Origin of the sequence: Rhodanobacter soli (genome assembly GCF_040548735.1) — a bacterium.
Taxonomy (GTDB): Bacteria; Pseudomonadota; Gammaproteobacteria; order Xanthomonadales; family Rhodanobacteraceae; genus Rhodanobacter; species Rhodanobacter soli_A.
Genome location: NZ_JBEPSD010000001.1, coordinates 1,611,997 through 1,637,197, shown reverse-complemented (window position 1 = coordinate 1,637,197; position 25,201 = coordinate 1,611,997). Strand labels below are relative to the sequence as shown.

The window sequence follows — 25,201 nt, the reverse complement described above, 5'->3', positions numbered from 1 at the left end:
GAATCAGTGTACTGCGCAGGGCGAAGAGCACCCCCTCACCTGAAGGACTTCCTGCGGTCGCCAGCCTCCCCCTGCTGGGCAGGGGGAGGAGCCAAGCCGAAGCTGCGCGCCTTGCTCCCTCCCCTGCTCGCAGGGGAGGGTTGGGGTGGGGTGCTCTTACGCCGCCGCACAGCTTTGCCCGCAGCCGGCAGCGTCATCCTCGACGATACCCGCGTTCCCGACGACCGCCAGCGGATGCAGGTCGAGCCGGCGGAACAGCGCGCGGTCGTGTTCGACGTCGGGGTTGCCGGTGGTCAGCAGCTTCTCGCCGTAGAAAATCGAGCCGGCGCCGGCGAAGAAGCACAGCGCCTGCACCGCGTCGTCCATCTGCTGGCGGCCGGCGGACAGGCGCACGATCGACAACGGCATCAGGATGCGTGCCACCGCGATTGCGCGCACGAATTCGAACGGATCGAGCGGCTCGGCGTCGCCCAGCGGCGTGCCGGGCACCGGCACCAGCTGGTTGATCGGCACCGAGTGCGGATGCTCGGGCAGGTTGGCCAGCGCCTGCAGCAGGCCGGCGCGCTGCTCGCGCGTCTCGCCCATGCCGACGATGCCGCCGCAGCAGGTCTTCAGGCCGGCGTCGCGCACCTGCTCCAGGGTTTCCAGGCGATCCCGGTATTCGCGGGTGTGGATGATCTCGCCGTAGAACTCCGGCGCGGTGTCGATGTTGTGGTTGTAGTAGTCGAGGCCGGCGTCTTTCAGCGCCTGCGCGTGGCCGTCGCCGAGCAGGCCCAGGGTGGCGCAGGTCTCCAGGCCCAGCTCCTTCACCGCGCGCACGATCGCGGCGACCTTGGGGATGTCGCGATCCTTCGGGCCGCGCCAGGCCGCGCCCATGCAGAAACGGCTGGCGCCGGCGGCCTTGGCGGCGCGGGCGCGTTCCAGCACGTCGTCGGTGTCCATCAGTTTCTGCGCGGCCACGCCGGTGTCGTAGCGCGCCGCCTGCGGGCAGTAGGCGCAATCCTCGGGACAGCCGCCGGTCTTGATCGACAGCAGGGTTGACACCTGAACCGCGTTCGGATCGTGGTTTTCGCGGTGCACCGAATGTGCGCGATGCAGCAGCTCGTTGAACGGCAGCGCGAACAGCGCAGCCACCTCGGCGCGGCTCCAGTCATGACGGATGGCGATGTCGGCCATGGATCGGCAACTCCCTGACAAGAATCGCGAGAGTGTGGAAGTCGCTCCGGAGCGTGTCAACTCGATACTTTGACGAATGGTTGACGGGACGCGGATGCATTTCTACCGCTACCATCGCCCGCTCAGTGGGATCACCTGATCGGGGAGTGCGGCGGGATGAGCGAAGGGCAAGGCAGTACCGGCAACGTGCTCGCGGCGATCTGCAGTTTCTTCATCCCGGGGCTGGGCCAGCTGGTGCAAGGGCGGTTGCTGAAGGCGATCATCATGTTCGTGCTGGCGGCCGTGCTGTGGATCGTGTGGCTCGGTTGGCTGGTCCACCTGTGGTCGATCCTCGACGCGGCGCTGTACAAGCCGGCCCGCTGAGCAGGGCATCGGCATGGACGCACTGCTCACCCCATGGCGGCGGTTGCAGCGTTTCGTGCTGCCCTTGCGCTGCCTGCTGTGCGGCGCCCGCGGCGCCGACGGCATCGACCTGTGCGCCGACTGCGCGGCCGAGTTGCCGCGCAACCGCAGCTGCTGCGCACGCTGCGCCTTGCCGCTGGCCACGCCCGCGGCACTGTGCGGCGAGTGCCAGCGTCGCCTGCCGCCGTGGGATGCGGCGTGGGCGCCGTTCCGCTACGGCTGGCCGCTCGACCGGCTGGAGTCGCGCTACAAGTTCGGCGCCGACCTCGCCGTCGGCCGCGTGCTGTCGATGCTATGGCAGCGCGAGCCGTGCCCGATCCGGCTGCCGCAACTTCTGCTGGCCGTACCGCTGCACCACAGCCGGCTGCGCCGGCGCGGCTACAACCAGGCGCTGGAGCTGGCCCGCTCGCTGGCGCGCGCCTCCGGCGTGCCGCTGCACCACGACGCGCTGCTGCGCCGGCGTTCCACCGCGGCGCAGACCGAACTCGACGCGATCGCCCGCCGCCGCAACGTGCATGGCGCTTTCGCCCTGCGCGAAGGCATGGCGCTGCCCGCGCACGTGGCGATCCTCGATGATGTGATGACCACCGGCGCCACCCTGGCCGAATGCACCCGCGTGCTGCGCCGTGCCGGCGTGCAGCGGGTGGACGTGTGGGCGCTGGCGCGGGCGCCGTCGCCGCGCGATTGACGGTGCCCGATGAGTTGCTAGCGCACCGCCAGCGCCAGCACGATGCCGATCCATACCGCCAGGCCCAGCCAGTTGTTGTGGCGGAACGCGGCGAAGCAGGCGTCGCGGAGGCGGTCGCGGATCAGCCACAGCTGGTAGCCGAACAAGCCGGCGGCGATCAGCAGGGCCAGCCAGTACGGCCAGCCGAGCCCGGCGCGCTGGCCGACGAACAGCATGGCCAGCAGGAAGGTGCCCATCAGCATGCCGAGGATCGGCAGGTCGGCGTCGCCGAACAGGATCGCGGTGGACTTCGCGTTGGCCTTGATGTCGTCGTCGCGGTCGACCATCGCGTACTCGGTGTCGTAGATCACCGACCACAGGATGTTGCCGATGAACAGCAGCCAGCCCACCGGCGGCACCGTGCCGGCCACCGCCGCGAACGCCATCGGGATCGACCAGCCGAACGCGGCGCCCAGCACGACCTGCGGCAGATAGGTCCAGCGCTTGGTGAACGGGTAGACCGCCGCCAGTGCGGCACCGGCGAAGGACAGCTCGATCGTCAGCCTGTTGGTGAACAGCACCAGCACGAACGCGAACGCCAGCAGCGCGGCGAACACGAGCAGCGCCTCGCGCGGCGTCACCCGCCCGGAAGCGATCGGCCGGCCGGCGGTGCGCGCCACCAGCGGGTCGAGCTTGCGGTCGGCGTAGTCGTTGATGGCGCAACCGGCCGCGCGCATCGCGAACACGCCGAGGGTGAAGACGATCAGCAGCTTCCACGGCGGGAAGTCGCTGGCCGCCAGCCACAGCGCCCACCAGGTCGGCCACAGCAGCAGCAACGCGCCGATCGGGCGATCCATCCGGGTCAGCACCAGGTAGTCCCGGGCTTTCTCGCGATAGCGTGTCGGCAGCTTCTGCAGCAGCCAGTCCAGTATCCGCGTGGCGCGGGTCGAGCTGTCGGCCGGGCGCACCGGTCTGGCGGCGGTTTTCGCCGGGCCGGGCCGTGGCCGGACGGCGGAGGAAGGCGCGGCGCTGCGCCGCGAGTGCTTCTTGCGGGATGGGGGAGCCATGCGCGGAAGTCTAGCGCGCCATGCCGCTTCGAACCGCGCGGTGGATCACTGGCCAGCTAAAGTCCGGTGCCCGGCAGCCGATATGGCCTATGGGCGGTACCGTTCGGGGTAACGCCAAGCATGCGCCGTACGAAGCCCAGGGCCGCCGGTGCCTGGAGCGTTGATGGGCGGATACGAAACCACCGAAGAGGGCTCCGTTCTGTCGCGCGATGCGCCCGCGGCGGACGACGGCGCCGCCGCCATGTCTGCGCCGGCGGTGGCGGAGTCAGCGGCGGCGAGCCCGTTCGTGCATTCGCGCCTGCTCGATTCGGTGGCGTCATTCACCCACCACCGCGACATCGCCGCGCTTGACCACAGCCTGGTGCTTTCGCTGGCCGAACTGACTTCGGCGCACCGGGTGGTCCTGGCCAAGCGGGCGACCGACGGCGCGTACGTGGAAAGCATCGTGCGCTGCGTGCCGGACGCGCAGGGCGCCTACCAGCTGCAGGCGGACGATCCGGACCGGGTCGATCCGGCGCTGAAGCTGTTGCATCGCTGCATGCACCGGCTGGAAGTGCAGATGGAAAGGGTGCAGAGCGTGCACCGGCTGGTCGTGCCGATCCTGCGCGATGGCCGCGCGATCGGTGCGCTGCAGCTGGACAGCGACATGCCGCCGGCCACCAGCCGGCCGCTCGCCGACGGGTTCGCCCGCATCTATGCCAACTACACCGGCCTGCTCCATGAAAGCGAGCGCGACAAGCTGACTGGCCTGTACAACCGGCGCAGCTTCGAGCGCCAGCTGCAACGGTTGTTGCACCAGCGCGAACAGGCACTGCGCCAGGCAGCCATGGCCAGACCGGAGCCGAGCGAGCAACACGGCATGCTCGCCGCGGGGCCGCCGCAGGTCTGGCTGGCGATCCTCGACATCGACCACTTCAAGCGCATCAACGACAATTACGGACATATCTATGGCGACGAGGTGATCCTGCTGCTGGCCCAGCAGATGCGCGCCTGTTTCCGCCGCGGCGACGTGCTGTTCCGCTTCGGCGGCGAGGAGTTCGTGATCCTGTTCGGCGCCACCGAGCAGGCCATCGTACACACCGTACTGGAGCGTTTTCGCCGGCGCATCGCCGAGCACGTGTTTCCGCAGGTGGGCAGCGTCACCGTCAGCATCGGCTATGCCGGGGTCGGCCGCCACGATTACCCGGCGAGTGCGCTGGACCGTGCCGACAAGGCGCTCTACTTCGCGAAGCAGCACGGCCGCAACGGCACCTACGGCTACGAGAACCTGAGCGCGCGCGGCCTGCTGGGGCGCGAGATGGCGGCAGGAAGCATCGACCTGTTCTGAGCCGTCAGCTGCGCAGCAGCAGCCGGTAGGCCGGGTGTGCGCTCTCGTCGACCCAGGGGTAGCCCAGCGTGGCGAGGAAGCGCCGGAACAGCGGCTGCTCGGCCGCGGGCACCTGGATGCCGACCAGGATGCGGCCGTGGTCGGCGCCGTGGTTGCGGTAATGGAACAGGCTGACGTTCCAGTCCGGGTGCAGCTGGCCGAGGAAGCGGGTCAGCGCGCCGGGGCGCTCGGGAAATTCGAAGCGGTACAGCAGCTCGTCCTGCGCCAGCGGCGAGCGGCCGCCGATCATGTGGCGCAGATGCAGCTTGGCCAGCTCGTCGTCGGTGAGGTCGAGCACGTCGAACTGCTGCGCGCGGAAGGCGGCGATCAGTGCCTCGCGCTCGTCGCGGCTGGCGATCTGCACGCCCACGAAGAGATGCGCGGAGCACGCGTCGCCGATGCGGTAATTGAACTCGGTGATGGCGTGCCGGCCCAGCGCGGCGCAGAAGCGGCGGAAGCTGCCGCGTTCCTCCGGGATCGTCACCGCGAACACCGCCTCGCGCTGCTCGCCGACCTCGGCGCGTTCGGCGACGAAGCGCAGGCGGTCGAAATTCATGTTCGCGCCGGAGACGATCGCGACCAGTGCGCCATCGCCGGCGCCGTGTGCAGCGACGTACTGCTTCAGTCCGGCCAAGGCCAGCGCGCCGGACGGTTCCGGCACGCTGCGGGTGTCCTGGTAGATGTCGCGGATCGCGGCACAGATCGCATCGGTGTCCACCCGCAGCATCGCGTCCACATGCTGCCGGCACAGCGCGAACGTGAGCGCGCCGACCTGCTTCACCGCGGTACCGTCGGCGAACAGGCCGACCTCGGGAAGCACCACGCGTTCGCCGGCGTCGAGCGAGCGCGCCATCGCGTCCGAATCCGCCGCCTGCACGCCGATCACCTGCACCTCGGGCCGCAGCGCCTTGATGCACGCGGCCACGCCGGCGAGCAGGCCGCCGCCGCCGACCGGCACGAATACCGCCTGCAGTGGGCCGGGATGCTGGCGCAGGATCTCCAGCGCGATCGTGCCCTGGCCGGCGATCACCGCCGGGTCGTCGAACGGGTGCACGAACACCGCGCCATGCTCGGCCTGCAGTTGCGCGGCCGCCGCCTGTGCGTCGCTGTAGGAATCGCCGGCCAGCACGACATCCACCATCGCGCCGCCAAAGCGGCGCACCGCGTCCACCTTCAGCTGCGGCGCAGTCACCGGCATCACGATGGTGGCGCGGATGCCCAGCTTCGCCGCGGCCAGCGCCACGCCTTGCGCATGGTTGCCGGCCGAGGCGGCGATCACGCCGCGCGCGCGCTGTGCCGCATCCAGCTGCACCATGCAGTTGTACGCGCCGCGCAGCTTGAACGAGAACACCGGCTGCTGGTCCTCGCGCTTGAGCAGCACGCGCTGGCCCAGCCGCGCGCCGAGCAGCGGTGCCGTTTCCAGTGCCGATTCGTGCGCCACTTCGTAGACGCGCGCGGCGCGGATCTGTGCCAGCAGGCCGCCGCTCGCCACCGCATCGTCATCGGTGACCTGTGGCGCAACGGCATTCATGCAGCGAGAGCCGTCGCCGGATGCGCCACCTGCAGCACGTCGACCAGCTTGCGCGTCTGCTGCAGGATCTGGCCGAGCGCGTCGTCGTCGCATTGCAGGCTCAGGGTCAGACGCGACACGGCCGGATCGTGCGTGGCGGCGACGGTCAGCGTGTCGATGTTGTAGCCGCGCGCGGCGAACAGCCCGGCCACGCGCACCAGCGCACCGGCTTCGTTTTGCAACAGGATGGACAAGGTGTGCTGCATGATGGCGCTCTCCTAGAACATGTGCGGGGTGGGCGCCTCGTGCGCGACCGGCGCCGCGCGCGAGGGGATGAAATCGCCGGTGATCATCTGCGCATAGCTGGCGCCGGGCCCGACCATCGGGTACACGCCGGCGTCCGGGTCGATCATCACTTCGAGGAAGGCCGGGCCGTCGAAGGCGAGGAAGTCGGCGATCGTCGCTTCCAGTTCGTCCACGCGTTCCAGCCGCCGCGCCCATTCGAAGCCGTCGGCCTGCGCGGCGCGCACGAAATCCTTCTTGTGCAGGCTCTTGTCGGACGCGGCGAAGCGGCCCTTGAAGTACAGCTTCTGCCACTGCCGCACCATGCCGTCGCCGACGTTGTTGAGCACCACGATCTTCAGCGGCAGGCCATAGGTGGTGACGATCTCCAGCTCGCCGATGTTCATGCGGATGCTGGCGTCGCCGTCGATGTCGATCACCAGCTTGTCGCGGTGCGCGAACTGCGCGCCGATCGCCGCGGGCAGGCCGAAACCCATCGTGCCCATCGAGCCGGAGGTGAGCCAATGCCGCGGCGCGCGGAAGTCGAAGTACTGCGCCGCCCACATCTGGTGCTGGCCGACGCCGGTGCTGACGATGGCGCGGCCCTGGGTGTGGCGGTTGATCGCTTCCAGCACCGCGTACGGCTGGATCAGCGCGCTTGCGCGGTCGTAGTTCATCGCATGCACGCGTTTCAGTTCCGCCACGTGCGCATGCCATTTCGTCAGCGATGGCTTGAAGCCGTGTGCGCGGCCGTACGCGGTGAGGCGTTCCAGCGCGCGCTGCAGCGGGCCGACGTGATGCCAGTCGACGCTCTTCACCTTGCCGATCTCGGCCGGGTCGATGTCGATCTGCGCGATGAACTTCGCGCGCGGCGCGAACTTGTTCGGCACGCCGGCCACGCGATCGTCGAAGCGTGCGCCCAGCGCCAGCACGAAGTCGCAGTCCTCCACCGCGTAGTTCGCGTACGCCGTGCCGTGCATGCCGAGCAGGTGCAGTGCCAGCGGGTCGGTGCTGTCGAAGCCGCCCAGGCCCATCAGGGTGGTGGTGACCGGCAGGCCGAAGGCATCGACGAACGCGCGCAACGCCGCGGATGCCTCCGCGGCGATCACGCCGCCGCCGGCGTAGATCAGCGGGCGCTGCGCCTGCATCAACGCGGTGAAGAACGCCGCGCAATCGGCATCGCTCAGCGTCGCCTGTTCCACCGCGCGCAGCCGCGTGCGGTAGCCGCTCAACGCCAGTTCGCCGCGGCCATGCCAGGCCAGCGCGGCGTTCTGCACGTCCTTCGGCACGTCCACCACCACCGGCCCGGGCCGGCCGCTGCGGGCAAGGGTGAACGCGGTGCGCACGGTGGCTTCCAACTGCGCGGCATCGGTGACCAGGAACACGTGCTTGGCGCAGGCACCCATGATGTTGCTGATCGGCGCCTCCTGGAACGCATCGCTGCCGATCGCCGCGGTGCCGACCTGGCCGCAGATGACCACCAGCGGGATCGAGTCGGCCATCGAGTCGCGCACCGGCGTCACCATGTTGGTGGCGCCGGGGCCGGAGGTGACGATGGCCACGCCGACCTTGCCGGAGGCGCGCGCGTAACCGGCCGCCATGAAGCCGGCGCCCTGCTCGTTGGCCGGTACCACCAGCGGCATGCTCTCGCCGCCGTCGGCGCGCGGATGTCCGGCGTTGTAGCGGAATACCGCGTCGTACACCGGCAGGATCGCGCCGCCGGAATAGCCGAACATCACGTCGACGCCTTCGTCGGCGAGCACCTGCACGATCACTTCGGCGCCGCTCATGCTCTGGCCGGCCAGCGGATGCCGGTCGGTCGTGGTTTCGGCTTTCAGTGCTGGTGCATTCACAAGATAAATTCCCCAGGGATTCGATGCCGTGCTCCCTCCCCTGCAAAGCAGGGGAGGGTTGGGGAGGGGTTGCTCTTGCTCGAAAGTCAAAAGCGCCACCCCCTCCCAACCTCCCCCTGCTGCGCAGGGGGAGGAGCCAAAAGAGCGTCAGCCGGCTTTCTTCAACGGCGCGACGGCGGCAGGTGCCGTGTTCGGCTGCAGCCACGGCATCCGTGCGCGCAGCTTCGCGCCGACCTGCTCGATCGGATGCTCGAGGTCGGCCTGCTTCAGGCGCTTGTAGTTCGGCAACCCGGCCTGGTACTCGGCGATCCAGTTGCGCGCGAAAGTGCCGTCCTGGATGTCGGTGAGGACTTCCTTCATGCGCGCCTTGGTGCCGGCGTCGACCACCCGCGGACCGCTGACGTAGTCGCCGTACTGCGCGGTCTCGGAGACGAACTGCAGCATCTTCGCCAGGCCGCCCTCATAGAACAGGTCGACGATCAGCTTCAGTTCGTGCATCACCTCGTAGTAGGCGATCTCCGGCTGGTAGCCGGCCTCGACCAGGGTCTCGAAACCCTTGATCACCAGTTCGCTGGCGCCGCCGCACAGCACCGCCTGCTCGCCGAACAGGTCGGTCTCGGTCTCTTCCTTGAAGTCGGTCTGGATGATCATCGCGCGGCCGCCGCCGATGCCGTCGGCGTAGCCCTTGGTCTTTGCCTCGGCCTGGCCGCTGACGTCCTGGTGCACGGCCCAGATGCACGGCACGCCGCGGCCGCGTTCGTACTCGCTGCGCACCAGTGCGCCGGGGCCCTTCGGCGCGACGAGGATCACGTCGATGTCGGCGCGCGGTTCGATCTGCTTGAAGTGCACGTTGAAGCCGTGCGCGAACAACAGCGCCGCACCGGGCTTGATGTTCGGCTCGATCGACTCCTTGTACAGCGTCGGCTGCACCATGTCCGGCGTCAGCACGGCGACGAGGTCGGCGCCTTTCACCGCCTCGGCCGGCTCGGCGACCTTGAAGCCGTCGGCCTTGGCCTTGTGCCAGGTCGGGCCGTTCGGACGCAGGCCGACCACCACGTCGAGGCCGGAGTCGCGCAGGTTCAGCGCGTGCGCGCGGCCCTGGCTGCCGTAGCCGAGCACGGCGATGCGGGATGGGGCGAGGGTGTTGTTGCTGCTCATGCGGTGACTCCCTGGTGGGTTTCGGTGTGGACGGATGTCGGGGTGGAGACGGTGGAACCGGGATGCGTGGTGGCGCCGTCGGAGGCGGAGCCGACCAGCAGGGCGTATTTGGCCAGCGCGCCGCGGCTGACCTTCGGTGGCGGCGCCTGCCAGAGCGCACGGCGCGCGGCGAGGTCGGCGTCGGTGGCGATCTCGCGCCGCGCCGCATCGATCACGATGCGGTCGCCTTCGTGCAGCAGGGCGATGGGCCCGCCGCGCGCGGCTTCCGGCGCGATGTGGCCGACCATGAAGCCGTGGGTGGCGCCGGAGAAGCGGCCGTCGGTGATCAATGCCACGTCGTCGCCGAGGCCGCGGCCGATCAGCGCGGCGGTGACGCCGAGCATTTCGCGCATGCCGGGGCCGCCGGCCGGGCCTTCGTTGCGGATCACGATGACGTCGCCCTTGGCGATGTCGCCGGCCTGCACCGCGGCGAACGCCTGCTCCTCACCCTCGTAGACGCGGGCGCGGCCTTCGAAGTGGCTGGCGCCCTTGCCGGCAAGCTTCAGGATGCAGCCTTCCGGGGCGAGGTTGCCGTACAGGATCGAGTAGCCGCCGCGTGGCTTCAGCGGTGCGCTGACCGGATGCACCACGTCCTGCGTTTCGGCGCGTGGCGCCGCGGCGGTTTCGGTGAACAGCGAACGGCCGGTGACGGTGGGCGTGTCCTCCAGCATGCCGGCGGCGATCAGTTCCTGCGCCACCCGCGCGCTGCCGCCGGCGCCAAACAACTCGACCGCGGTGTAGCGCCCGCCGGGCAGCAGGTCGGCGATCACCGGCGTGTGCGCCGAAGCCGGTTCGAAATCCTCCAGCGACCACTCGACGCCGGCTTCGCGCGCGATTGCCAGCAAGTGCAGCACCGCGTTGGTGGAACCGGCGGTGGCAGCGACCATGCGCGCGGCGTTGCGCATCGAGGTGCGCGTGATCAGCTCGCGCGGCGTGCGGTTCTCGCGTAGGCATTCCATCACCAGCTCGCCGCAGCGGAACGCGGCGGCGCCCTTGGCCGGATGGGTGGCGGGAATGTCGTTGTAGCCCATCGGCGACAGGCCCAGCGTGGACAGCACCATCGCCATCGTGTTGGCAGTGAACTGGCCGCCGCAGGCACCGGCACCGGGGCAGGCGTCGCGCTCGACCGCGGTCAGTTCCTCGTCGCTGATCTTGCCCGCGCCGTGCGCGCCGACCGCCTCGAACACCTGCTGGATGGTGATCGGATGGTTGTCATGGGTGCCGTGCGCGATCGTGCCGCCGTACAGCGCCACGCCGGGAATGTTCAGCCGCGCCAGCGCCATCGCCGCGGCGGGGATGGTCTTGTCGCAGCCGCACAGCACCACCATCGCGTCCAGGCAGTGGCCGTCCACCGCCAGCTCGATCGAGTCGGTGATCACCTCGCGGCTGATCAGCGACGAGCGCATGCCCGGCGTGCCCATCGCGATGCCGTCGGTCACCGCGATGGTGTTGAACTCCACCGGCGTGCCGCCGGCGGCGCGGATGCCGGCCGCGGCCTCGACCGCGAGCTCGCGCAGGTTGAGGTTGCACGGGCTCACGTTCGACCAGGTGTGCACCACCGCGACCAGCGGCCGCGCGATCGCCTCGTCGTCGAGGCCGGTGGCGCGCAGCATGGCGCGGGCGGGTGCGCGGTCGGGGCCGCTCTTGATCAGGTCACTGCGCATGAAGAAAGCTCCGAAGGACAGAATCCCTCTTGGGGGAGACAAATCGGCAGGAATGCCGATTTGCACGGCGCCAGCCGCCCGAAGGGTGAGGGCCATGGATGGCCCGAATGAAAGAAAAGCGCCCCCTGCGTGCGAGGGAGGTGGCTGGACGGGGCGGGGATCGGCGCCATCGCGGCGTGCACGAACCGTCCTGTGCCGGGAGCACGCAGGGGGCGGCAGAAAATGCGGACACGTCCATGTGCCCGCTGGGGAAACCTGGCTGCATCAGCCGCATGCGCGTGCTCCGCAGAAGAACGCGGCGGCGGTGTCGGCGTGATCCTCGATCGCCGCGAGCACCGCATCGCGCACCTCGCCGGTGCCGGCGCTGCCGCCGATGTCGCGGCTGTGCGGACCGTGGCGCAGCACCTGCTCGACCGCCGATTCGATCGCCACCGCTTCGGCTTCCAGGCCCAGCGAGTGGCGCAGCAGCAGCGCGGCGGAAAGGATCGCGCCGACCGGATTGGCCACGCCTTGGCCTGCGATGTCCGGCGCCGAGCCGTGGATCGGTTCGTACAGGCCGGCCTTGCCGTCGCCCAGCGATGCCGATGGCAGCAGGCCCAGCGAACCGGCCAACGCGGCGGCCTCGTCGGTGAGGATGTCGCCGAACAGGTTCTCGGTGACCACCACGTCGTAGCGGTTCGGCTGGGTCAGCAGCAGCATTGCCATCGAGTCGACCAGCTGGTGCTCGAGCTTCACGTCCGGATACTCGGCGGCGATGCGCTGCACCGTGCTGCGCCACAGCCGCGAGGTCTCCAGCACGTTCGCCTTGTCCACCGAGGTGACATGGCGGCGGCGGTCGCGCGCCAGTTCGAACGCGCGGCGCACCACGCGCTCGATCTCGGCCACGGTGTACCTGCATTCGTCGGTGGCGGCGTCGGCGCTGCGCGTCTTCGCGCCGAAGTAGGCGCCGCCGGTGAGTTCGCGCACGAACAGCACGTCGACGTGCTTCAGCCGGTCGTTCTTCAGCGGCGACAGGTTGGCCAGCGACGGATGCACCTGCAACGGGCGCAGGTTCGCATACACGCCGAGCGCGGCACGCAGCGCCAGCAGGCCCTGCTCGGGGCGCACCGGCGCGTTCGGGTCGGACCATTTCGGACCACCGACGGCCCCGAGCAGCACCGCATCGGCAGAGCGGCAGGCGGCCAGCGAGGCAGCCGGCAAGGGTTCGCCGGTGGCGTCGATCGCGATGCCGCCGATCAGCTGTTCCTCGAACGCGAACACGTGCTCGTAGCGCGCGGCCACGGTCTTCAATACGGCCACCGCGGCGGCGGTGACCTCGGGGCCGACGCCATCGCCGGGCAGGGTAACGATGCGTGCCTTCATGCCGCTTGCTCCTGATGCTGTTGTTCGTAAGAGGTGATCCCATCGCTGTGCTGCAGCAGGTAGCCGAGCTGGTCGACGCCGTTGAGCAGGCAGTGCCGCGCGAACGGTTCCAGACGGAACGGGATGCGGCCGCCGTCGGGCAGCGCGATGTACTGCTCGCGCACGTCGATCGCCAGCTCGATGCCCGGGTGCTTGAGCAGCCAGCGGTGTTCCAGTTCGTCGATGACGATGGCCAGCAGGCCGTTCTTCAGCGCGTTGCCGCGGAAGATGTCCGCGATCTCGCTGCACAGCACCGCGCGGATGCCGTAGTCCAGCAACGCCCAGGGCGCGTGTTCGCGCGAGGAGCCGCAGCCGAAGTTGCGTCCGGCGACGAGGATCGAGCAGCCGCGCGCTTCCGGCCGGTTGAGCGGAAAGACGGAATTGTCGCTGCCGTCGGCCTGGTAGCGCCAGTCGTGGAAACACAGCTTGCCCAGTCCCTCGCGGGTGGTCGTGGTGAGGAAGCGCGCCGGGATGATGCGATCGGTATCGATGTTCTCGTCGGCCAGTACGGCGGTGCGGGAGTGGAGGCGGGTGATGGGTTTCATGCGGCTTGCTCCTGCGTCGCGTACTCGCGTGGATCGGCGATGCGCCCGGCGATCGCCGACGCGGCGGCCGTGGCCGGGCTGGCCAGCACGGTGCGCGCGCCCTTGCCCTGGCGACCTTCGAAGTTGCGGTTGGAGGTGCTCACCACCAGCTGGCCCGGTTGCGCCAGGTCGCCGTTCATCGCGATGCACATCGAGCAGCCCGGCACGCGCCACTCGGCGCCGGCGGCGGTGAACACGTGGTGCAGTCCTTCGCGCTCGGCGTCGCGGCGCACCGCCTCGGAGCCGGGCACCACCAGCATGCGCACGCCATCGGCAATGCGCCGGCCATGCAGCACGCGGGCGGCTTCGCGCAGGTCGGACAGGCGCGAGTTGGTGCAGCTGCCGACGAACACCACGTCGACCGGCGTGCCCTGCATCGGCTGGCCGGCCTTGCTCTGCATGTAGTCGAGCGCGCGGCGTTCCTGCGCATTCGTGGCGGCCGGCACCGGTGCGTCCATCGCGATCGCCATGCCGGGATGGGTACCGTAGGTGACGGTGGGCTTCACCGCGCCGGCGTCGATGCGCACTTCGCGGTCGTAATGCGCGCCGTCGTCGCTGCGCAGCGCACGCCACTTCGCCACCGCCGCGTCCCATGCCGCACCCTGCGGCACGCGCGGGCGGCCTTTCAGCCAGGCGAACGTGGTCTCGTCCGGCGCGATCAGCCCGGCGCGCGCGCCGGCCTCGATGGACATGTTGCAGACGGTCATGCGCTCGTCCATCGTGAGCGCCTCGATCGCCGCGCCGCGGTATTCCAGCACGTAGCCGGTGCCGCCATCGACGCCGATCGTGCCGATGATGTGCAGGATCAGGTCCTTCGCGCCCACGCCCGGCGGCAGCTGGCCGTCGACGTGGATCGCCATGGTCTTCGGCTTGCGCTGCAGCAGGCACTGCGTTGCCATCACGTGGCCGACTTCGGTGGTGCCGATGCCGAACGCCAGCGCGCCGAATGCGCCATGGGTGGAGGTGTGGCTGTCGCCGCAGACGATGGTCATGCCGGGCTGGGTCGCGCCCAGCTCGGGGCCGATCACGTGCACGATGCCGCGGTCTTCACTGTCCCAGCCGTGCAATTCGACGCCGAACTCGCGGCAGTTCGTTTCCAGCTGTGCGACCTGCGCCTGCGCCTCGGCGTTCGCATACGGGCGGCTGCCGTCGGCGTTGGTCGGCAGGGTCGGCGTGGAATGGTCCAGCGTGGCCAGCATGCGGTCGGGCCGGCGCAGCGGCAGCCCGCGCTCGCGCAGTTCGCTGAATGCCTGCGGCGAGGTCACCTCGTGCACCAGGTGCAGGTCGACGTAGAGGACGGCCGGTGTGTCGGCGGTTTCGGGTACGACGACATGGGCGTCCCAGACTTTTTCGAAGAGGGTCCTGGCCATCACGCAGCCTCCTGCGCCGTGGCTTCGCTGTGCACTGGCGTTAGCCAGGACCAGCGATCCTCCGTGCGGCCGTCGAACAGGCCGAAGAATGCTTGCCGCAGCTGCTGCGTGACCGGGCCAGGTGCACCCTTGCCGATCGCCTTGCGATCGACCGAACGCACCGGGGTGATCTCGGCAGCGGTGCCGGTCATGAACACTTCGTCGGCGGAATACAGCGCTTCGCGCGGCAGGTCGCGTTCTTCCACCGCGATGCCGAGATCCGCAGCCAGGGTGATCACCGCGTCGCGGGTGATGCCGGCCAGGATGCCGGCGCTGGACGGCGGCGTGAGCAGCCGGCCGTTTTTCACCAAGAACAGGTTCTCGCCGGCGCCTTCGCTGAGCAGGCCGTTGTGGCCCAGCGCGATGCCTTCGTCGTAGCCGTTGCGGCGCGCCTCCAGACCGATCAGCTGGCTGGACAGGTAATTGCCGCCCGCCTTGGCCCAGCTGGGCAGGGTGTTCGGCGCGGGGCGATGCCATGACGACACGCACACGTCGGCGCCGCGCTCGGCCGCTTCGCCCAGGTAGGCGCCCCAGGCCATCGCCATGATCGCCACCTCCACCGGTGCGCCGTCCTTCGCCAGCACGCCCAATCCGCCGGCACCGCGGAACACGATCGGCCGCACGTAGGCCGATGGCATCGCATTGGCACGGATCAGCTCCAGGCAGGCGGCGTTGATCTCGTCCTCGCTGTAGCCGATCTCGATCTCGTACACACGCGCCGACTCGAACAGCCGGCGGGTGTGCTCGGCCAGGCGGAAGTAGGCCGGGCCGTGCGGCGTGGCGTACACGCGCTCGCCCTCGAACACGGACGAGCCGTAGTGCAACGCGTGCGTGCTGACGTGGGTGGTGGCCTCGGCCCACGGCTTGATGCGGCCGTTGTGCCACAGGAATGGCGTACTCATGCGGTGGTCTCCTTGTGCGCACGTCCATGCGCAAGCGCGCGCGCGGCCATGGAAGGCCGCTTGTTGATTTGCTGGTCTGACGCAGATTGGCGGGCGATCCGGTTGACGATGACCAGCGCGGCCAATGCGGTGGCCTCGACGATGTCGGTGCTGCTGCCGTGGCCGCGCCAGTCGCGGGCGGCGTGGCGGGCGCTCAGTTGGGCGTGGCCCTGCGCATCGCCGCCCTCACCCATGGCGTCGATCTGGAAGCGGGTGAGTTCCAGCGGCGTGCCGGTGGCGCGCTCGATCGCGCGCAGCACCGCGTCGACCGGGCCATCGCCGATCGCCGCCTCGCCGATCTCGTGGCCGTCGTCGTGGGCCAGCTTCACCGAGGCCGACGCGCTGCCGCCCAGGTGCGAGCTGGTGTGCAGCTGCACGATGCGCCACGGGCCGGTGGCGTGCGGGTCGTGTCCCAGCGCCAGCGCTTCCAGGTCCTCGTCGTGCAGCTCGCGGCCGTGGTCGGCCAGCGTCTTGAAGCGGGTGAAGATGTCATCCAGCGCCGCATCGTCCGGCGTGTAACCGAGTGCCTGCAGGCGCTGGCGCAGCGCGGCGCGGCCGGAGTGCTTGCCCATCACCAGGCTGGTCGCGGCGATGCCGACGTCCTGCGGCCGCATGATTTCGTAGGTGCCGCGATGCTTCAGCATGCCGTGCTGGTGAATGCCCGACTCGTGCGCGAACGCGTTGGCGCCCACGATCGCCTTGTTGCGCGGCACCGCCTGGCCGGTCAGCTCGGTGAGCAGGCGCGAAGCGGGATACAGCTGGCGGGTATCGATGCGGGTGTCGACGCCGAAGTGCGGCGCGCGCACCTTCAGCGCCATCACCACTTCCTCCAGCGCGGCGTTGCCGGCGCGCTCGCCGATGCCGTTGATGGTGCACTCCACCTGGCGCGCGCCGGCGCTCACCGCGGCCAGGCTGTTCGCCACCGCCATGCCGAGGTCGTCGTGGCAATGGCTGGAGAAGATCACCTTGTCCGCGTCGCGCACGTGCTGGCGCAGGTAGCGGAACAGCTCGACGATCTCGGTCGGCGTGGTGTAGCCCACCGTGTCCGGCGCATTGAGCGTGGTGGCGCCGGCGGCGACCGCGGCGCTGAACACTTCGGCGAGGAATTCGGGCTCGGTGCGCAGCGCATCCTCGGCGGAAAACTCCACCTCGTCGCAGAAACCGCGGGCACGCTCGATCGCCCGCACCGCGGTGTCCAGCACCTGCGCCTTGCTCATGCCCAGCTTGTGCTCGCGATGCAGCGGGCTGGTCGACAGGAATAGGTGGATGCGCGAGTGGCGCGCCGCCTTCAGCGCGCGCGCCGCGCTGTCGACATCGCCGTCCTGGCAGCGCGCCAGCGCGCATACCGTGGTGCTTCTCAGCGCCCCGGCGATTTCCGCAACTGCAGCAAAATCGTCCGGCGAAGCCTGCGGAAAGCCCGCTTCGAGGATGTCCACGCCGAGCGCCTCGAGCTGCTGCGCCATGCGCAGTTTCGCGCGCCGGTCCATCGAGAAACCGGGCGCCTGTTCGCCGTCGCGCAAGGTGGTGTCGAAGATCCGCACGCGTTCGGCGACTACGTCGTCGTCGCTGGCGGGGGCATTGTACTGGTCGGGGTTTTTCATCATGGCTCCGCTGTGTGGGCGTCGCCGAAGGCACAAAAAAACCCCGCATCCGTTACCGGGTGCGGGGTTCTTTGGGTGTTTTCAGGTTTTCTTATCTACCTGGACACATGCCCTCAGCCCGCACCTCCGTTGGTAATAAGGAGTACGAGTACGAGGGTAATAAGGAGCGTGCCGCCGAGCTGCAGCAGGCCGTCGACCGTCGCGAGACGGTTCATTTCGGCGATGCGGCAATGGCTGCTGCGCTGCGACATGAAACCGACCTTAGGGCACTTCACACGGTGGCGTCAACAGTTTCATTTGAAATCAGTCGATCGACGTGCTTTGGACGTCCAGATGTCCAGATGAAATGACGGGTCACGATGCTGCGGGACCCGGTCTTCAGCACGGGCCAGGCCAGCCTTGTCCGCGATCCTTGCCCGGGCAGCCTCAGTGCTGGTTGTCTGGCGAAACGTTTGCGCCCAGTTTTGCCTCGATTTGCTCATATTCGATCAGCATCTGGTCGGCCAGCGCGTAGTCTTTTTTGGCCAAGGCAGACTGGAGCATTGACGCGATCTCCTGACCGCTCCTCCCGCGTAGGGATGCGTGGTGGGAGTTTTGCGCGAGGTTCGGTTGATAAGCGTTCGCCACGGCCTGGGCCGCTTGCGGCGACATGCCAAGGGTTTGCCAGGCCTCCGCGAGTTTGGCGCGAAGCTTGGTCAGATTGGCCACGGAATTGACATAGGTCTGACGGTCGTTGCGCTGCAAGGCATTGGTAGAACTCTGCTGATTGCGCATGTCGTTCTGCTGGAGGTTGTATGCAGATTGCGACTGCGCCAGCGCGTTCTGTGCGTAAAACGCGGTGGATGTCAGTGTGACAAGCATGCAAGCGACGAGCAGTCTTTTCATATGGTGATTCCCCTTGGGTTCGAAGCGTCGATCGAGTATTGAAGGCGAGAGCGAATCGGCTTCTGCAGATCGTCGTTCCCGCGCATGTTCCGCAGTGTTGCCGCCCGATTTCCGGGCACCCGCACGATGGATGCGGATGCCTTCCCCCCCGCGCTATCGCGCAACGGCTTCCCGACGCGACGGATCAGTGCTGGCCATCCGGCGAGGCGTCCGTACCTAGCCTCATCTTCTTCGTCTGGAAATCGATGAGCGTCTGGTTGGCCAGCAGGTAATCCTTCTTGGCCAGCGAGGACTGGATCAGCGCGGCGATCTCCTCGTCCGACTTGCCCTGCAGGGAAGCACGTCTCGAGTTCAACGAGAAGTTCGGCTGATAAGCCGCCGCGACTGCCTTGGCTGCCGGGGGCGATAGCCCGAGGGCTTGCCAGGCCTCGGCGAGTTTGCTGCGCAGCTTGTTCAAGTTGGCCAGGGAATTGACCGAAGTCTGGTGGTCGTTGTGTTGCAGATCGTTGTACCACTTTGCCCGCATGCGGGACTCGTTCTGCTGGATGTTGTATGCAGATTGCGAGAGCCTGCTTGCGTCAGAGCCCTTCTGCGCGTCCGATTCTTGCGCATGCAGCGCGGGCGCGATCAGCGCGATCAGCACGAAAGCAACGGTCACCTTGTTCATGGGTAATCCCTCCATAGACGAATGAGCGGTACCGGCGAGCCGGCGCGGGACTGATCGCCCCCCTTGTTGGCAGCCGATGGGGCTGGGAAAGTTCGCGGCTGCGGTGAAAAAAACTAGACCCGGAAGTATTCAAATGCAAGCGGTCTGGTACGCAAGAACGCGGGTTCTGCCAGAGGTGTCCGGGCTCAAGGACTGGAAGCGCTCTCCCGCTGCTCAGAAAGGGACGGCCGTACATGCATCTGCATGTTCTCGCAGCCATTGCTTCAACGCAGCATCGTATGCCACCAGGGCTTCCGCCGACGCAGATCGTTCGAGCATCAACGCCAGGGCTGTCGGTACCGCCAAGCCATGGCCGAGCAGAGGCTCCAGCACCGTTTCGAATTTGGCTGGATGAGCAGTGGCGACCACCGCCCAAGGGTGTTCGCGATGTGCAGCTTCGCGGTCGAGCAGGGCAAACGCGGTGGCGGTATGCGGGCAGACGACCTCACCATGCTCACGGGCGTGGTTGAGTGCGGTGGCGCGGATGGTGTCGTCGTCCACGCTCTCGGCGCGCAGCGTCTGGCGCAGTTGCGCTTCGTCCGGGAATGTCCAGCGCAGGCGTTCGAAATTGCTCGGGGCGCCCACGTCCATCGCGTTGGCCACGGTGGCGACTGCTTCGCGCGGACGGTAGTCGGCGCCGGCGAAGAACTCGGGCAGGGTGGCGTTGGCGTTGCAGGCCAGCCGTACTTCGCCGATCGGCAGGCCCAGTTCACGTACCCACAGGCAGGCCAGCGCGTTGCCGAGGTTGCCGGTGGGCACGATGAAACTCAGCGCTGTGCCGTGTTCGCGCCACCAGCCCAGCGCGGCGTGCGCGTAGTAGCTCATCTGCGGCAGCAGCCGGCCCAGGCTGATGCTGTTCGCCGAGGACAGCGGGTGCTGCGCCTGCAGTGTGGTGTCGTTGAGCGCGGCCTTGACCATGCGCTGGCAGTCGTCGAAACGACCGGCCACACGCAGTGCCGTGACGTTGTCGCCGAAGCAGCCGAGTTGATGTGCCTGTCGCGGCGAAACCAGTCCGTCCGGATAGAGGATCACCACCCGCACGCCCGGCTGGCGATGGAACGCTGCCGCCACCGCGGCGCCGGTGTCGCCCGAGGTGGCGACCAGGATGGTCAGCGGCCGCGCATCGGCGCGCGGCAGCCGGCGCAGGCAGGCGGCGAGGAAGCGCGCACCGAAATCCTTGAAGGCCGACGTGGGACCGTGGAACAGTTCCAGCATCGTCGTATGCGGATGCGCCGGCAGTGCGCGCAGCGGCGCGTCGAAGGCGAATGCCTCGGCGCAGATCGCGGGTAACTCATCGGCCAGCGCATCGCCGGCGAAGAACGGCGCCAGCAGGGTGGCCGCGGTGTCGGCCAGCGAGCCGTGCGGGTCGAACGCGGCCGGGTCGAGCGTGGGCAGCCTTTCGGGCACGTACAGTCCACCGTCAGGCGCCAGCCCGGCGGCGATCGCCTGGCTGATCGGCACGGTGGAACCGGTGCTGCGAGTGCTGTGATAGCGGATCGGCTCGCTCATGGCCGAACCTCGTCGAGCGAGTCGATCAACGCGGCTGCGGGCCCGTCGATCGGCGACACCCAGGCATCGCTGCCCAGCCCGGCATCGGCGAACGCCGCCTGCATTGCCACGCTGGCCGCTTCGGCATCGCCGCGGTTGTCGTACCAGCCGAACACGCTGGGGCCCGCGCCGGAGATGCTGGCGCCGAGCGCGCGGTGGTCGAGCGCGGCCTGCTTCACCTTGGCGAAATTCGGGATCAGCGGCGCGCGGCGTGGTTCCACCAGCACGTCCTTCAGGCCCTCGCGTACCAGCGCGGCATCGCCGCGGTAGCAGCCGGCCAGCACCAGGGCGAGGTTCGAACTTTGCGCCACGAACTCGCCCAACGCGTAGTGACCGGCCAGCGCCGCGCGTGCCCGGCGCGTTTCCAGCACCACGTGCGGATGTACCAGCGCGCAATACCATGCAGCCGGCACCTCGATGCGCAGAAGCCGTTCGTGGGTGGCCAGCACCAGGCCGCCGAGCAGCATCGAGCCGAGGTTGTCGCCGTGGCGGCTGCCGCTGGCCACGGTCTCGCCATCCAGCGCGAAGCCGTACAGTGCCTCGCGCGGCAGCGGCTGCGCCAGCAGCGCGTTGGCGGCGACCAGTGCAGCCACGCAGGACGCGGCCGAGCCGCCCATGCCCGAGCCCAGCGCGATGCCCTTGTGCAGTACCAGCTCGAAACCGTGCTGCAGGCCGAGCGCCTTGCGCAGCGAGAGCAGCGCCGTGCCGGCGGTGTTCGCGCGCGGGTCGGTGGGCAGGTCGGTGATGCAGCCGCGGATGGCCGCGATGCGCACCACCGGCTCGTCGATGCGGCGCACCTCGGCGCGGTCGCCGGCACCGGCCACGCTGTGGCCGAGCAGGTCGAAGCCGACCCCCACGTTGCCGACGCTGGCAGGCGCGAAGGCGCAGGCGACTTGCGGGGGTTTGGCGCGGCGCGATGAAGCCATGACGGGTTCCAGCAGGGAGGAGTTCATGCGCGCGCCTCCAGCGACTCGGCGATACGCAGCAGATCGGTGAACACGCCGGCGGCGGTCACTTCCGGACCGGCGCCGGGGCCTTGCACCGACAGCGGATTATCGCAGTAGCGGCGGGTGGTGAACTGCACGATGTTGTCAGTGAGCCGGGTATGCGCGAACGCGTGGGTGGCGGGCAGCACCAGCAGCCGCACGCTGGCGTGGCCATGCCGGTCCAGTTGCGCCACGTGGCGCAGCACGCCGCCTTGGGCATGCGCCTCGGCCAGTTTCGCGGCCATCGGCGCATCCAGCTCGTCCAGCCGCTGCATGCATTCGTCCAGCGGCAACGCGTCCAGCGCGGGTGGCACCAGGCCTTGCAGGTCCACGTCTTCCAGCGACAACTGCCAGCCCGCCTCGCGCGCCAGGATCACCAGCTTGCGCGCCACGTCGAGGCCGGACAGGTCGTCGCGCGGATCGGGTTCGGTATAGCCCAGCGCATGCGCTTCGCGCACCAGCGCGGAGAACGGCTGGCGGCCGTCGTGGCGGTTGCACAGCCACGCCAGCGTGCCGGAGAGCATGCCGTCGACCGCGAGCAGCTCGTCGCCGGTATCGAGCAGGTCGCGCAAGGTCTGCACCACCGGCAGCCCGGCGCACACGGTGGCCTCGTAGCGGAAGCGCGCGCCGCTGGCGCAGGCCGCGCGGATCGCCTGCCAGCGCGGCAACGGTCCGCTGCCGGCGAGCTTGTTCGGCGTCACCACATGCAGGCCGGCGGCCAGCCAGCGCGGATAGTGCGCGGCCACCTCGTCGTTCGCGCTGCAGTCGATCAGCAGCGCATGCCGGCCATCGTCGCCGCGCACATGGTCGGCGAAGGCGTCCAGATCGTTCGGTCGCCAGATCTGCGCGCCGCCGTGGCGGCCATTGAGTTCGGTGTCGTCGCAGTCCAGCCACATGCGTTTGCTGGCCACCACGCCGCGGAGTTTCAGCTCCAGTCCGCTGTCGCGGAGCAGCCGCGGTTGCGCGGCGCGCAACTGTTCCAGCAAGGCGCTGCCGACGCGGCCGGGGCCGATCACGCCCACCGCCAGCACGCGTTGCCGCCGCAAGGCCGGCATGGCGAAATTGAATGACGGCGGCAGCTCGGCAAGTTGGGGCGCACAGATGTTCACGATGACCTCCTGTTGAGGCCCGTGCTCGCTGGCGGATCGGCGTGTGCTTGGGGAGTGCACCGGCCCGCCTCTGTCGAGGGCGGGGCCGTTGCGTAGTGAAGAACCTAGTCGCGCACGGACACCCACCCCGACCGAGTGGTAATCGTGGTCGTGGTGGTGGTGGCGAAGGAACGGTGGATGACGCCGGCCGGCAATGGCGCATACCCGGCGGAGACCGGGGCAAGGCGCATGCGTGCTGGCGTGGAAAGCGGCGACATGGGTTCGACCTTAGAGGGAAGGTTGCGCTGCGGTCAACAGATTCATTTGCAACTTTTCCGCCGGGAGGCGCCGCGCCATCACGCTGCGGCAGGTTGTCGCGATGCCGTATTTGCCGCCGGTCCGCGCTGACCCGTGCGCCTACAATCCCCGGATGATCAGGTTGGATTCATTGCGCAAGCGGTGGCGCGGACATGTGCTGCGCGTGGCCACCGTGCTGTTTGCCTTCGGCGCGTGCAGCACGGCGGCCGCCCAGACTGGCGCAGCGCCGCTGGTGCCCGACACCATGCAGCAGCGCGTCGCGGCATGCACCAGCTGCCACGGCGTGCACGGCGAGGGTTCGCCGGACAGCGTGGTGATTCCGCGTCTGGCCGGCAAGCCGGCGGGCTACCTGATCCAGCAGCTCGAGTATTTCCAGACCGGCCAGCGCCGGCACGCGCCGATGGAATACGTGGTGCGCCAGCTGAGCCCGGCGTACCTGCGCGACATCGCCGAGTACTTCGTGCAGCAGGACGTGCCCTACCGGAAGCTGCCGGTACCGGCGGTGTCCGCGGAGATCCTGCGGCGCGGCGAGCAACTGGTGCTGCGCGGCGACTCGACCCGCGGCGTGCCGTCGTGCGTCAGCTGTCATGGCGGCAAGCTCACCGGCGTGGAACCGATGATGCCGGGCCTGATGGGCCTGTCGTACGGCTACCTCAGCACCCAGCTGGTGTCGTGGCGCACGCGCCAGCGCGCGGCCGAAGGGCCTTATTGCATGGGCGTGGTTGCCAACCGCATGCGCGAATCGGACATCACCGCCGTATCCGCGTGGCTGGCCAGCCACGCGCCGCCGGCCGACATGCATCCGGAACCGGCCAGTGCGCAGACCGAACCGTTGCCGGGCTGGTGCGTGATGGGCAAGAGCGGAGCGGGCCCATGAAACGGTGGCGACGCGGAGGGTGGCTGCTGGCGTTGCTGGTGATCGTCGTGCTGGGCTGGCGGTACGTCGGCCGCGCTGGTCAGCAGGCGTCGTCGCCCGCGCAGCGCGAGGCGGATGCCGCCGCGCTGCACGATCCGGCGCGGATCGCCCGCGGCGAATACCTGGCCACGGTCGGCGACTGCGCCGCCTGCCACACCGCGCGCGACGGCCAGCGCTACGCCGGCGGCCGCTCGCTGGGCACGCCGTTCGGCGATGTGCCGGCACCGAACATCACGCCCGATCCGGAAACCGGCATCGGCGCATGGAGCTTCGATGATTTCTGGAATGCGCTGCATCTGGGCACGGGCCGCCAGGGCGAGCTGCTGTATCCGGTGTTCTCGTACACCTCGTTCACCAAGGTGACCCGCGATGACGCGCTGGCGATCTTCGCCTACCTGAAGTCATTGCCGCCGGTGCATCGGCTGGATACCGAACTGGGATTGGGCTTTCCCTACAACGTGCGCAGCAGCCTGGTCGCCTGGCGCGCGCTGTACTTCAAGCCGGGCGAGTACCGGCCCGACCCGGCGAAGTCCGAACAGTGGAACCGCGGCGCCTACCTGGTGCAGGGCCTGGGTCACTGCAACGAATGCCACACCACGCGCGACGCGCTCGGCGGCATCGAGCAGAGCCGTCACCTCACCGGCGGCCAGATCCCGCAACTGGACTGGTACGCGCCCGACCTCAGCACGCAACCCGGCGGCGGCCTCGACGGCTGGAGCGCGCAAGACATCGTCGATCTGCTGAAGACCGGCCAGTCGGGCAAGGGCAGCGCGTTCGGGCCGATGGCCGACGTGGTGCGCCTGAGCACCCAACACATGACTGACGCCGACCTGCAGGCGGTGGCCGTCTACCTGCAGTCGCTGCCGCCGCGCGCGCAGCCCGCGCCGGCACCGTTCAAACGGACGGCCAGCCACGAGCAGGGCGGCAAGCTCTACGCGCAGCGCTGTGCCGACTGCCACGGTGCGGACGGTCGCGGCGTGGCCGGCGTCTACCCGCCGCTCGACGGCAACACTTCGGTCACCGAACCGACCGGCATCAACGCGATCCGCAGCGTGCTGCTCGGCGGCTTCGCCCCGACCACCGCCGGCAACCCGAAGCCCTACTCGATGCCGCCGTTCGCGCAGCAGCTGAACGACGAGGACGTCGCCGCGGTGGTCGGCTATATCCGGCAGTCGTGGTCGAACAAGGCCGGGCCGGTGAAGCCTGCGGATGTGGGCACGTATCGGCATACGCCGATCGATTGAGCGCTGCAGGAGTTTCGGCGAGGCCGCGAGGTATTCCATCCTCTGCTCCCAGGGGAGGGTTGGGCTGGGTTCGCTCTTGATCTTCCTAAGGCCACCTGGCTTCCGCGCCCTGCGGACATCCTGTCCGCAAGGTTCGCGTGCGGGTTACGGGGTTGTCGACAGTCCATCGGGCAACCGCTCCTGCGTTGCCTCAACTCGGGCATCCTGCCCTCGCCATGGACTGACGCCAAACTTGTTCGCATGCATGCGAACCACCCCGCGGGCTGATCCCTCCACCCGCCGCCGCTTCAGAGGAGCCACGGGTAGAGCAACGCGCATTCTGCGCGTACTCGGTACGCCGCCGCGTTGCGGCGGCGAAGGGCGATAGGCTGCGAACCAATCCCGCAATTT

General features: G+C 68.9%; 24 protein-coding genes. 6 read left to right on the top strand and 18 right to left on the bottom strand.

Annotated elements, in window-relative coordinates; all coding sequences use genetic code 11:
- Positions 1 to 156: 156 nt before the first annotated feature.
- Positions 157 to 1,176 (bottom strand): biotin synthase BioB, encoded by a 1,020-nt coding sequence (gene bioB / locus ABIE04_RS07515; RefSeq protein WP_354548198.1) that lies wholly within the window; start codon positions 1,174 to 1,176, stop codon positions 157 to 159.
- A 156-nt stretch (positions 1,177 to 1,332) separates the two neighbouring features.
- Between bioB and ABIE04_RS07510 the strand changes: the two genes are divergently transcribed.
- A complete protein-coding gene (locus ABIE04_RS07510; RefSeq protein WP_354548195.1) occupies positions 1,333 to 1,539 on the top strand; it encodes a hypothetical protein in 207 nt (68 codons plus the stop codon).
- Between the two features lie 13 nt (positions 1,540 to 1,552).
- The gene (locus ABIE04_RS07505) at positions 1,553 to 2,266 is read left to right on the top strand and encodes a ComF family protein (RefSeq protein ID WP_354548192.1); all 714 of its coding nucleotides are present in this window, start codon (positions 1,553 to 1,555) and stop codon (positions 2,264 to 2,266) included.
- A 17-nt stretch (positions 2,267 to 2,283) separates the two neighbouring features.
- Here ABIE04_RS07505 and ubiA read toward each other — a convergent pair whose 3' ends face one another.
- Positions 2,284 to 3,213 carry a 4-hydroxybenzoate octaprenyltransferase gene (ubiA, locus tag ABIE04_RS07500; RefSeq protein ID WP_354549819.1) on the bottom strand — a complete coding sequence of 310 codons (930 nt, stop codon included), beginning with the start codon at positions 3,211 to 3,213 and terminating at the stop codon, positions 2,284 to 2,286.
- 262 nt (positions 3,214 to 3,475) lie between these two features.
- On the opposite strand from ubiA, the gene ABIE04_RS07495 reads away from it, so the two are divergent.
- The gene (locus tag ABIE04_RS07495) at positions 3,476 to 4,639 is read left to right on the top strand and encodes a GGDEF domain-containing protein (RefSeq protein ID WP_354548188.1); all 1,164 of its coding nucleotides are present in this window, start codon (positions 3,476 to 3,478) and stop codon (positions 4,637 to 4,639) included.
- Between the two features lie 4 nt (positions 4,640 to 4,643).
- On the opposite strand, the gene ilvA is transcribed toward ABIE04_RS07495, so the two are convergent.
- The 16 genes from ilvA to ABIE04_RS07415 all read right to left on the bottom strand — a co-directional run bounded on the left by ilvA (position 4,644) and on the right by ABIE04_RS07415 (position 22,354).
- Entirely contained in the window at positions 4,644 to 6,209 is a 1,566-nt protein-coding gene (ilvA, locus tag ABIE04_RS07490) for a threonine ammonia-lyase, biosynthetic (RefSeq protein ID WP_354548186.1), read from the bottom strand.
- The gene (gene ilvN, locus ABIE04_RS07485) at positions 6,206 to 6,454 is read right to left on the bottom strand and encodes an acetolactate synthase small subunit (protein ID WP_354548184.1); all 249 of its coding nucleotides are present in this window, start codon (positions 6,452 to 6,454) and stop codon (positions 6,206 to 6,208) included. Before ilvN ends, ilvA begins: the two co-directional genes overlap by 4 nt.
- A gap of 12 nt (positions 6,455 to 6,466) precedes the next feature.
- Positions 6,467 to 8,260 carry a biosynthetic-type acetolactate synthase large subunit gene (gene ilvB, locus ABIE04_RS07480; protein ID WP_436410374.1) on the bottom strand — a complete coding sequence of 598 codons (1,794 nt, stop codon included), beginning with the start codon at positions 8,258 to 8,260 and terminating at the stop codon, positions 6,467 to 6,469.
- 210 nt (positions 8,261 to 8,470) lie between these two features.
- Positions 8,471 to 9,481 (bottom strand): ketol-acid reductoisomerase, encoded by a 1,011-nt coding sequence (gene ilvC, locus ABIE04_RS07475; protein WP_354548177.1) that lies wholly within the window; start codon positions 9,479 to 9,481, stop codon positions 8,471 to 8,473.
- Positions 9,478 to 11,184, bottom strand: a complete 1,707-nt coding sequence (locus tag ABIE04_RS07470; RefSeq protein WP_354548174.1) for a dihydroxy-acid dehydratase — start codon at positions 11,182 to 11,184, stop codon at positions 9,478 to 9,480. Before ABIE04_RS07470 ends, ilvC begins: the two co-directional genes overlap by 4 nt.
- Positions 11,185 to 11,448: 264 nt before the next feature.
- Positions 11,449 to 12,546, bottom strand: coding sequence for a 3-isopropylmalate dehydrogenase (leuB, locus tag ABIE04_RS07465; RefSeq protein ID WP_354548172.1), 1,098 nt, complete (start codon positions 12,544 to 12,546; stop codon positions 11,449 to 11,451).
- Positions 12,543 to 13,130, bottom strand: coding sequence for a 3-isopropylmalate dehydratase small subunit (gene leuD / locus ABIE04_RS07460; protein WP_354548169.1), 588 nt, complete (start codon positions 13,128 to 13,130; stop codon positions 12,543 to 12,545). The genes leuB and leuD overlap by 4 nt, the downstream gene beginning before the upstream one ends.
- Entirely contained in the window at positions 13,127 to 14,539 is a 1,413-nt protein-coding gene (leuC, locus tag ABIE04_RS07455; RefSeq protein WP_354548165.1) for a 3-isopropylmalate dehydratase large subunit, read from the bottom strand. The genes leuD and leuC overlap by 4 nt, the downstream gene beginning before the upstream one ends.
- Entirely contained in the window at positions 14,539 to 15,480 is a 942-nt protein-coding gene (locus ABIE04_RS07450) for a branched-chain amino acid transaminase (RefSeq protein WP_354548162.1), read from the bottom strand. The genes leuC and ABIE04_RS07450 overlap by 1 nt, the downstream gene beginning before the upstream one ends.
- Complete coding sequence (locus ABIE04_RS07445) at positions 15,477 to 17,120, bottom strand: 2-isopropylmalate synthase (RefSeq protein ID WP_354548158.1); 1,644 nt, start codon at positions 17,118 to 17,120, stop codon at positions 15,477 to 15,479. The genes ABIE04_RS07450 and ABIE04_RS07445 overlap by 4 nt, the downstream gene beginning before the upstream one ends.
- Positions 17,121 to 17,233: 113 nt before the next feature.
- Positions 17,234 to 17,371: a hypothetical protein gene (locus ABIE04_RS07440; protein WP_157616925.1), complete on the bottom strand. Its 138-nt coding sequence runs from the start codon at positions 17,369 to 17,371 to the stop codon at positions 17,234 to 17,236.
- A 175-nt stretch (positions 17,372 to 17,546) separates the two neighbouring features.
- Positions 17,547 to 18,005 carry a hypothetical protein gene (locus ABIE04_RS07435; RefSeq protein ID WP_354548154.1) on the bottom strand — a complete coding sequence of 153 codons (459 nt, stop codon included), beginning with the start codon at positions 18,003 to 18,005 and terminating at the stop codon, positions 17,547 to 17,549.
- A gap of 184 nt (positions 18,006 to 18,189) precedes the next feature.
- Positions 18,190 to 18,672, bottom strand: coding sequence for a hypothetical protein (locus ABIE04_RS07430; RefSeq protein WP_354548149.1), 483 nt, complete (start codon positions 18,670 to 18,672; stop codon positions 18,190 to 18,192).
- 213 nt (positions 18,673 to 18,885) lie between these two features.
- Positions 18,886 to 20,220 (bottom strand): threonine synthase, encoded by a 1,335-nt coding sequence (thrC, locus tag ABIE04_RS07425; protein WP_354548147.1) that lies wholly within the window; start codon positions 20,218 to 20,220, stop codon positions 18,886 to 18,888.
- Entirely contained in the window at positions 20,217 to 21,212 is a 996-nt protein-coding gene (locus tag ABIE04_RS07420; protein ID WP_436410357.1) for a homoserine kinase, read from the bottom strand. Before ABIE04_RS07420 ends, thrC begins: the two co-directional genes overlap by 4 nt.
- Positions 21,209 to 22,354, bottom strand: coding sequence for a homoserine dehydrogenase (locus ABIE04_RS07415; protein WP_354548142.1), 1,146 nt, complete (start codon positions 22,352 to 22,354; stop codon positions 21,209 to 21,211). The genes ABIE04_RS07420 and ABIE04_RS07415 overlap by 4 nt, the downstream gene beginning before the upstream one ends.
- 144 nt (positions 22,355 to 22,498) lie before the next feature.
- Between ABIE04_RS07415 and ABIE04_RS07410 the strand changes: the two genes are divergently transcribed.
- Genes ABIE04_RS07410 through ABIE04_RS07400 form a run of 3 tightly spaced genes read left to right on the top strand, consistent with a single transcriptional unit; the run spans position 22,499 to position 24,811 of the window.
- On the top strand, positions 22,499 to 22,741 hold the full coding sequence (locus ABIE04_RS07410; RefSeq protein ID WP_354548138.1) for a hypothetical protein: 243 nt from the start codon (positions 22,499 to 22,501) through the stop codon (positions 22,739 to 22,741).
- 22 nt (positions 22,742 to 22,763) lie between these two features.
- On the top strand, positions 22,764 to 23,528 hold the full coding sequence (locus ABIE04_RS07405; protein ID WP_436410356.1) for a c-type cytochrome: 765 nt from the start codon (positions 22,764 to 22,766) through the stop codon (positions 23,526 to 23,528).
- A complete protein-coding gene (locus ABIE04_RS07400; RefSeq protein WP_354548133.1) occupies positions 23,525 to 24,811 on the top strand; it encodes a cytochrome c in 1,287 nt (428 codons plus the stop codon). Before ABIE04_RS07405 ends, ABIE04_RS07400 begins: the two co-directional genes overlap by 4 nt.
- Positions 24,812 to 25,201 lie beyond the last annotated feature (390 nt).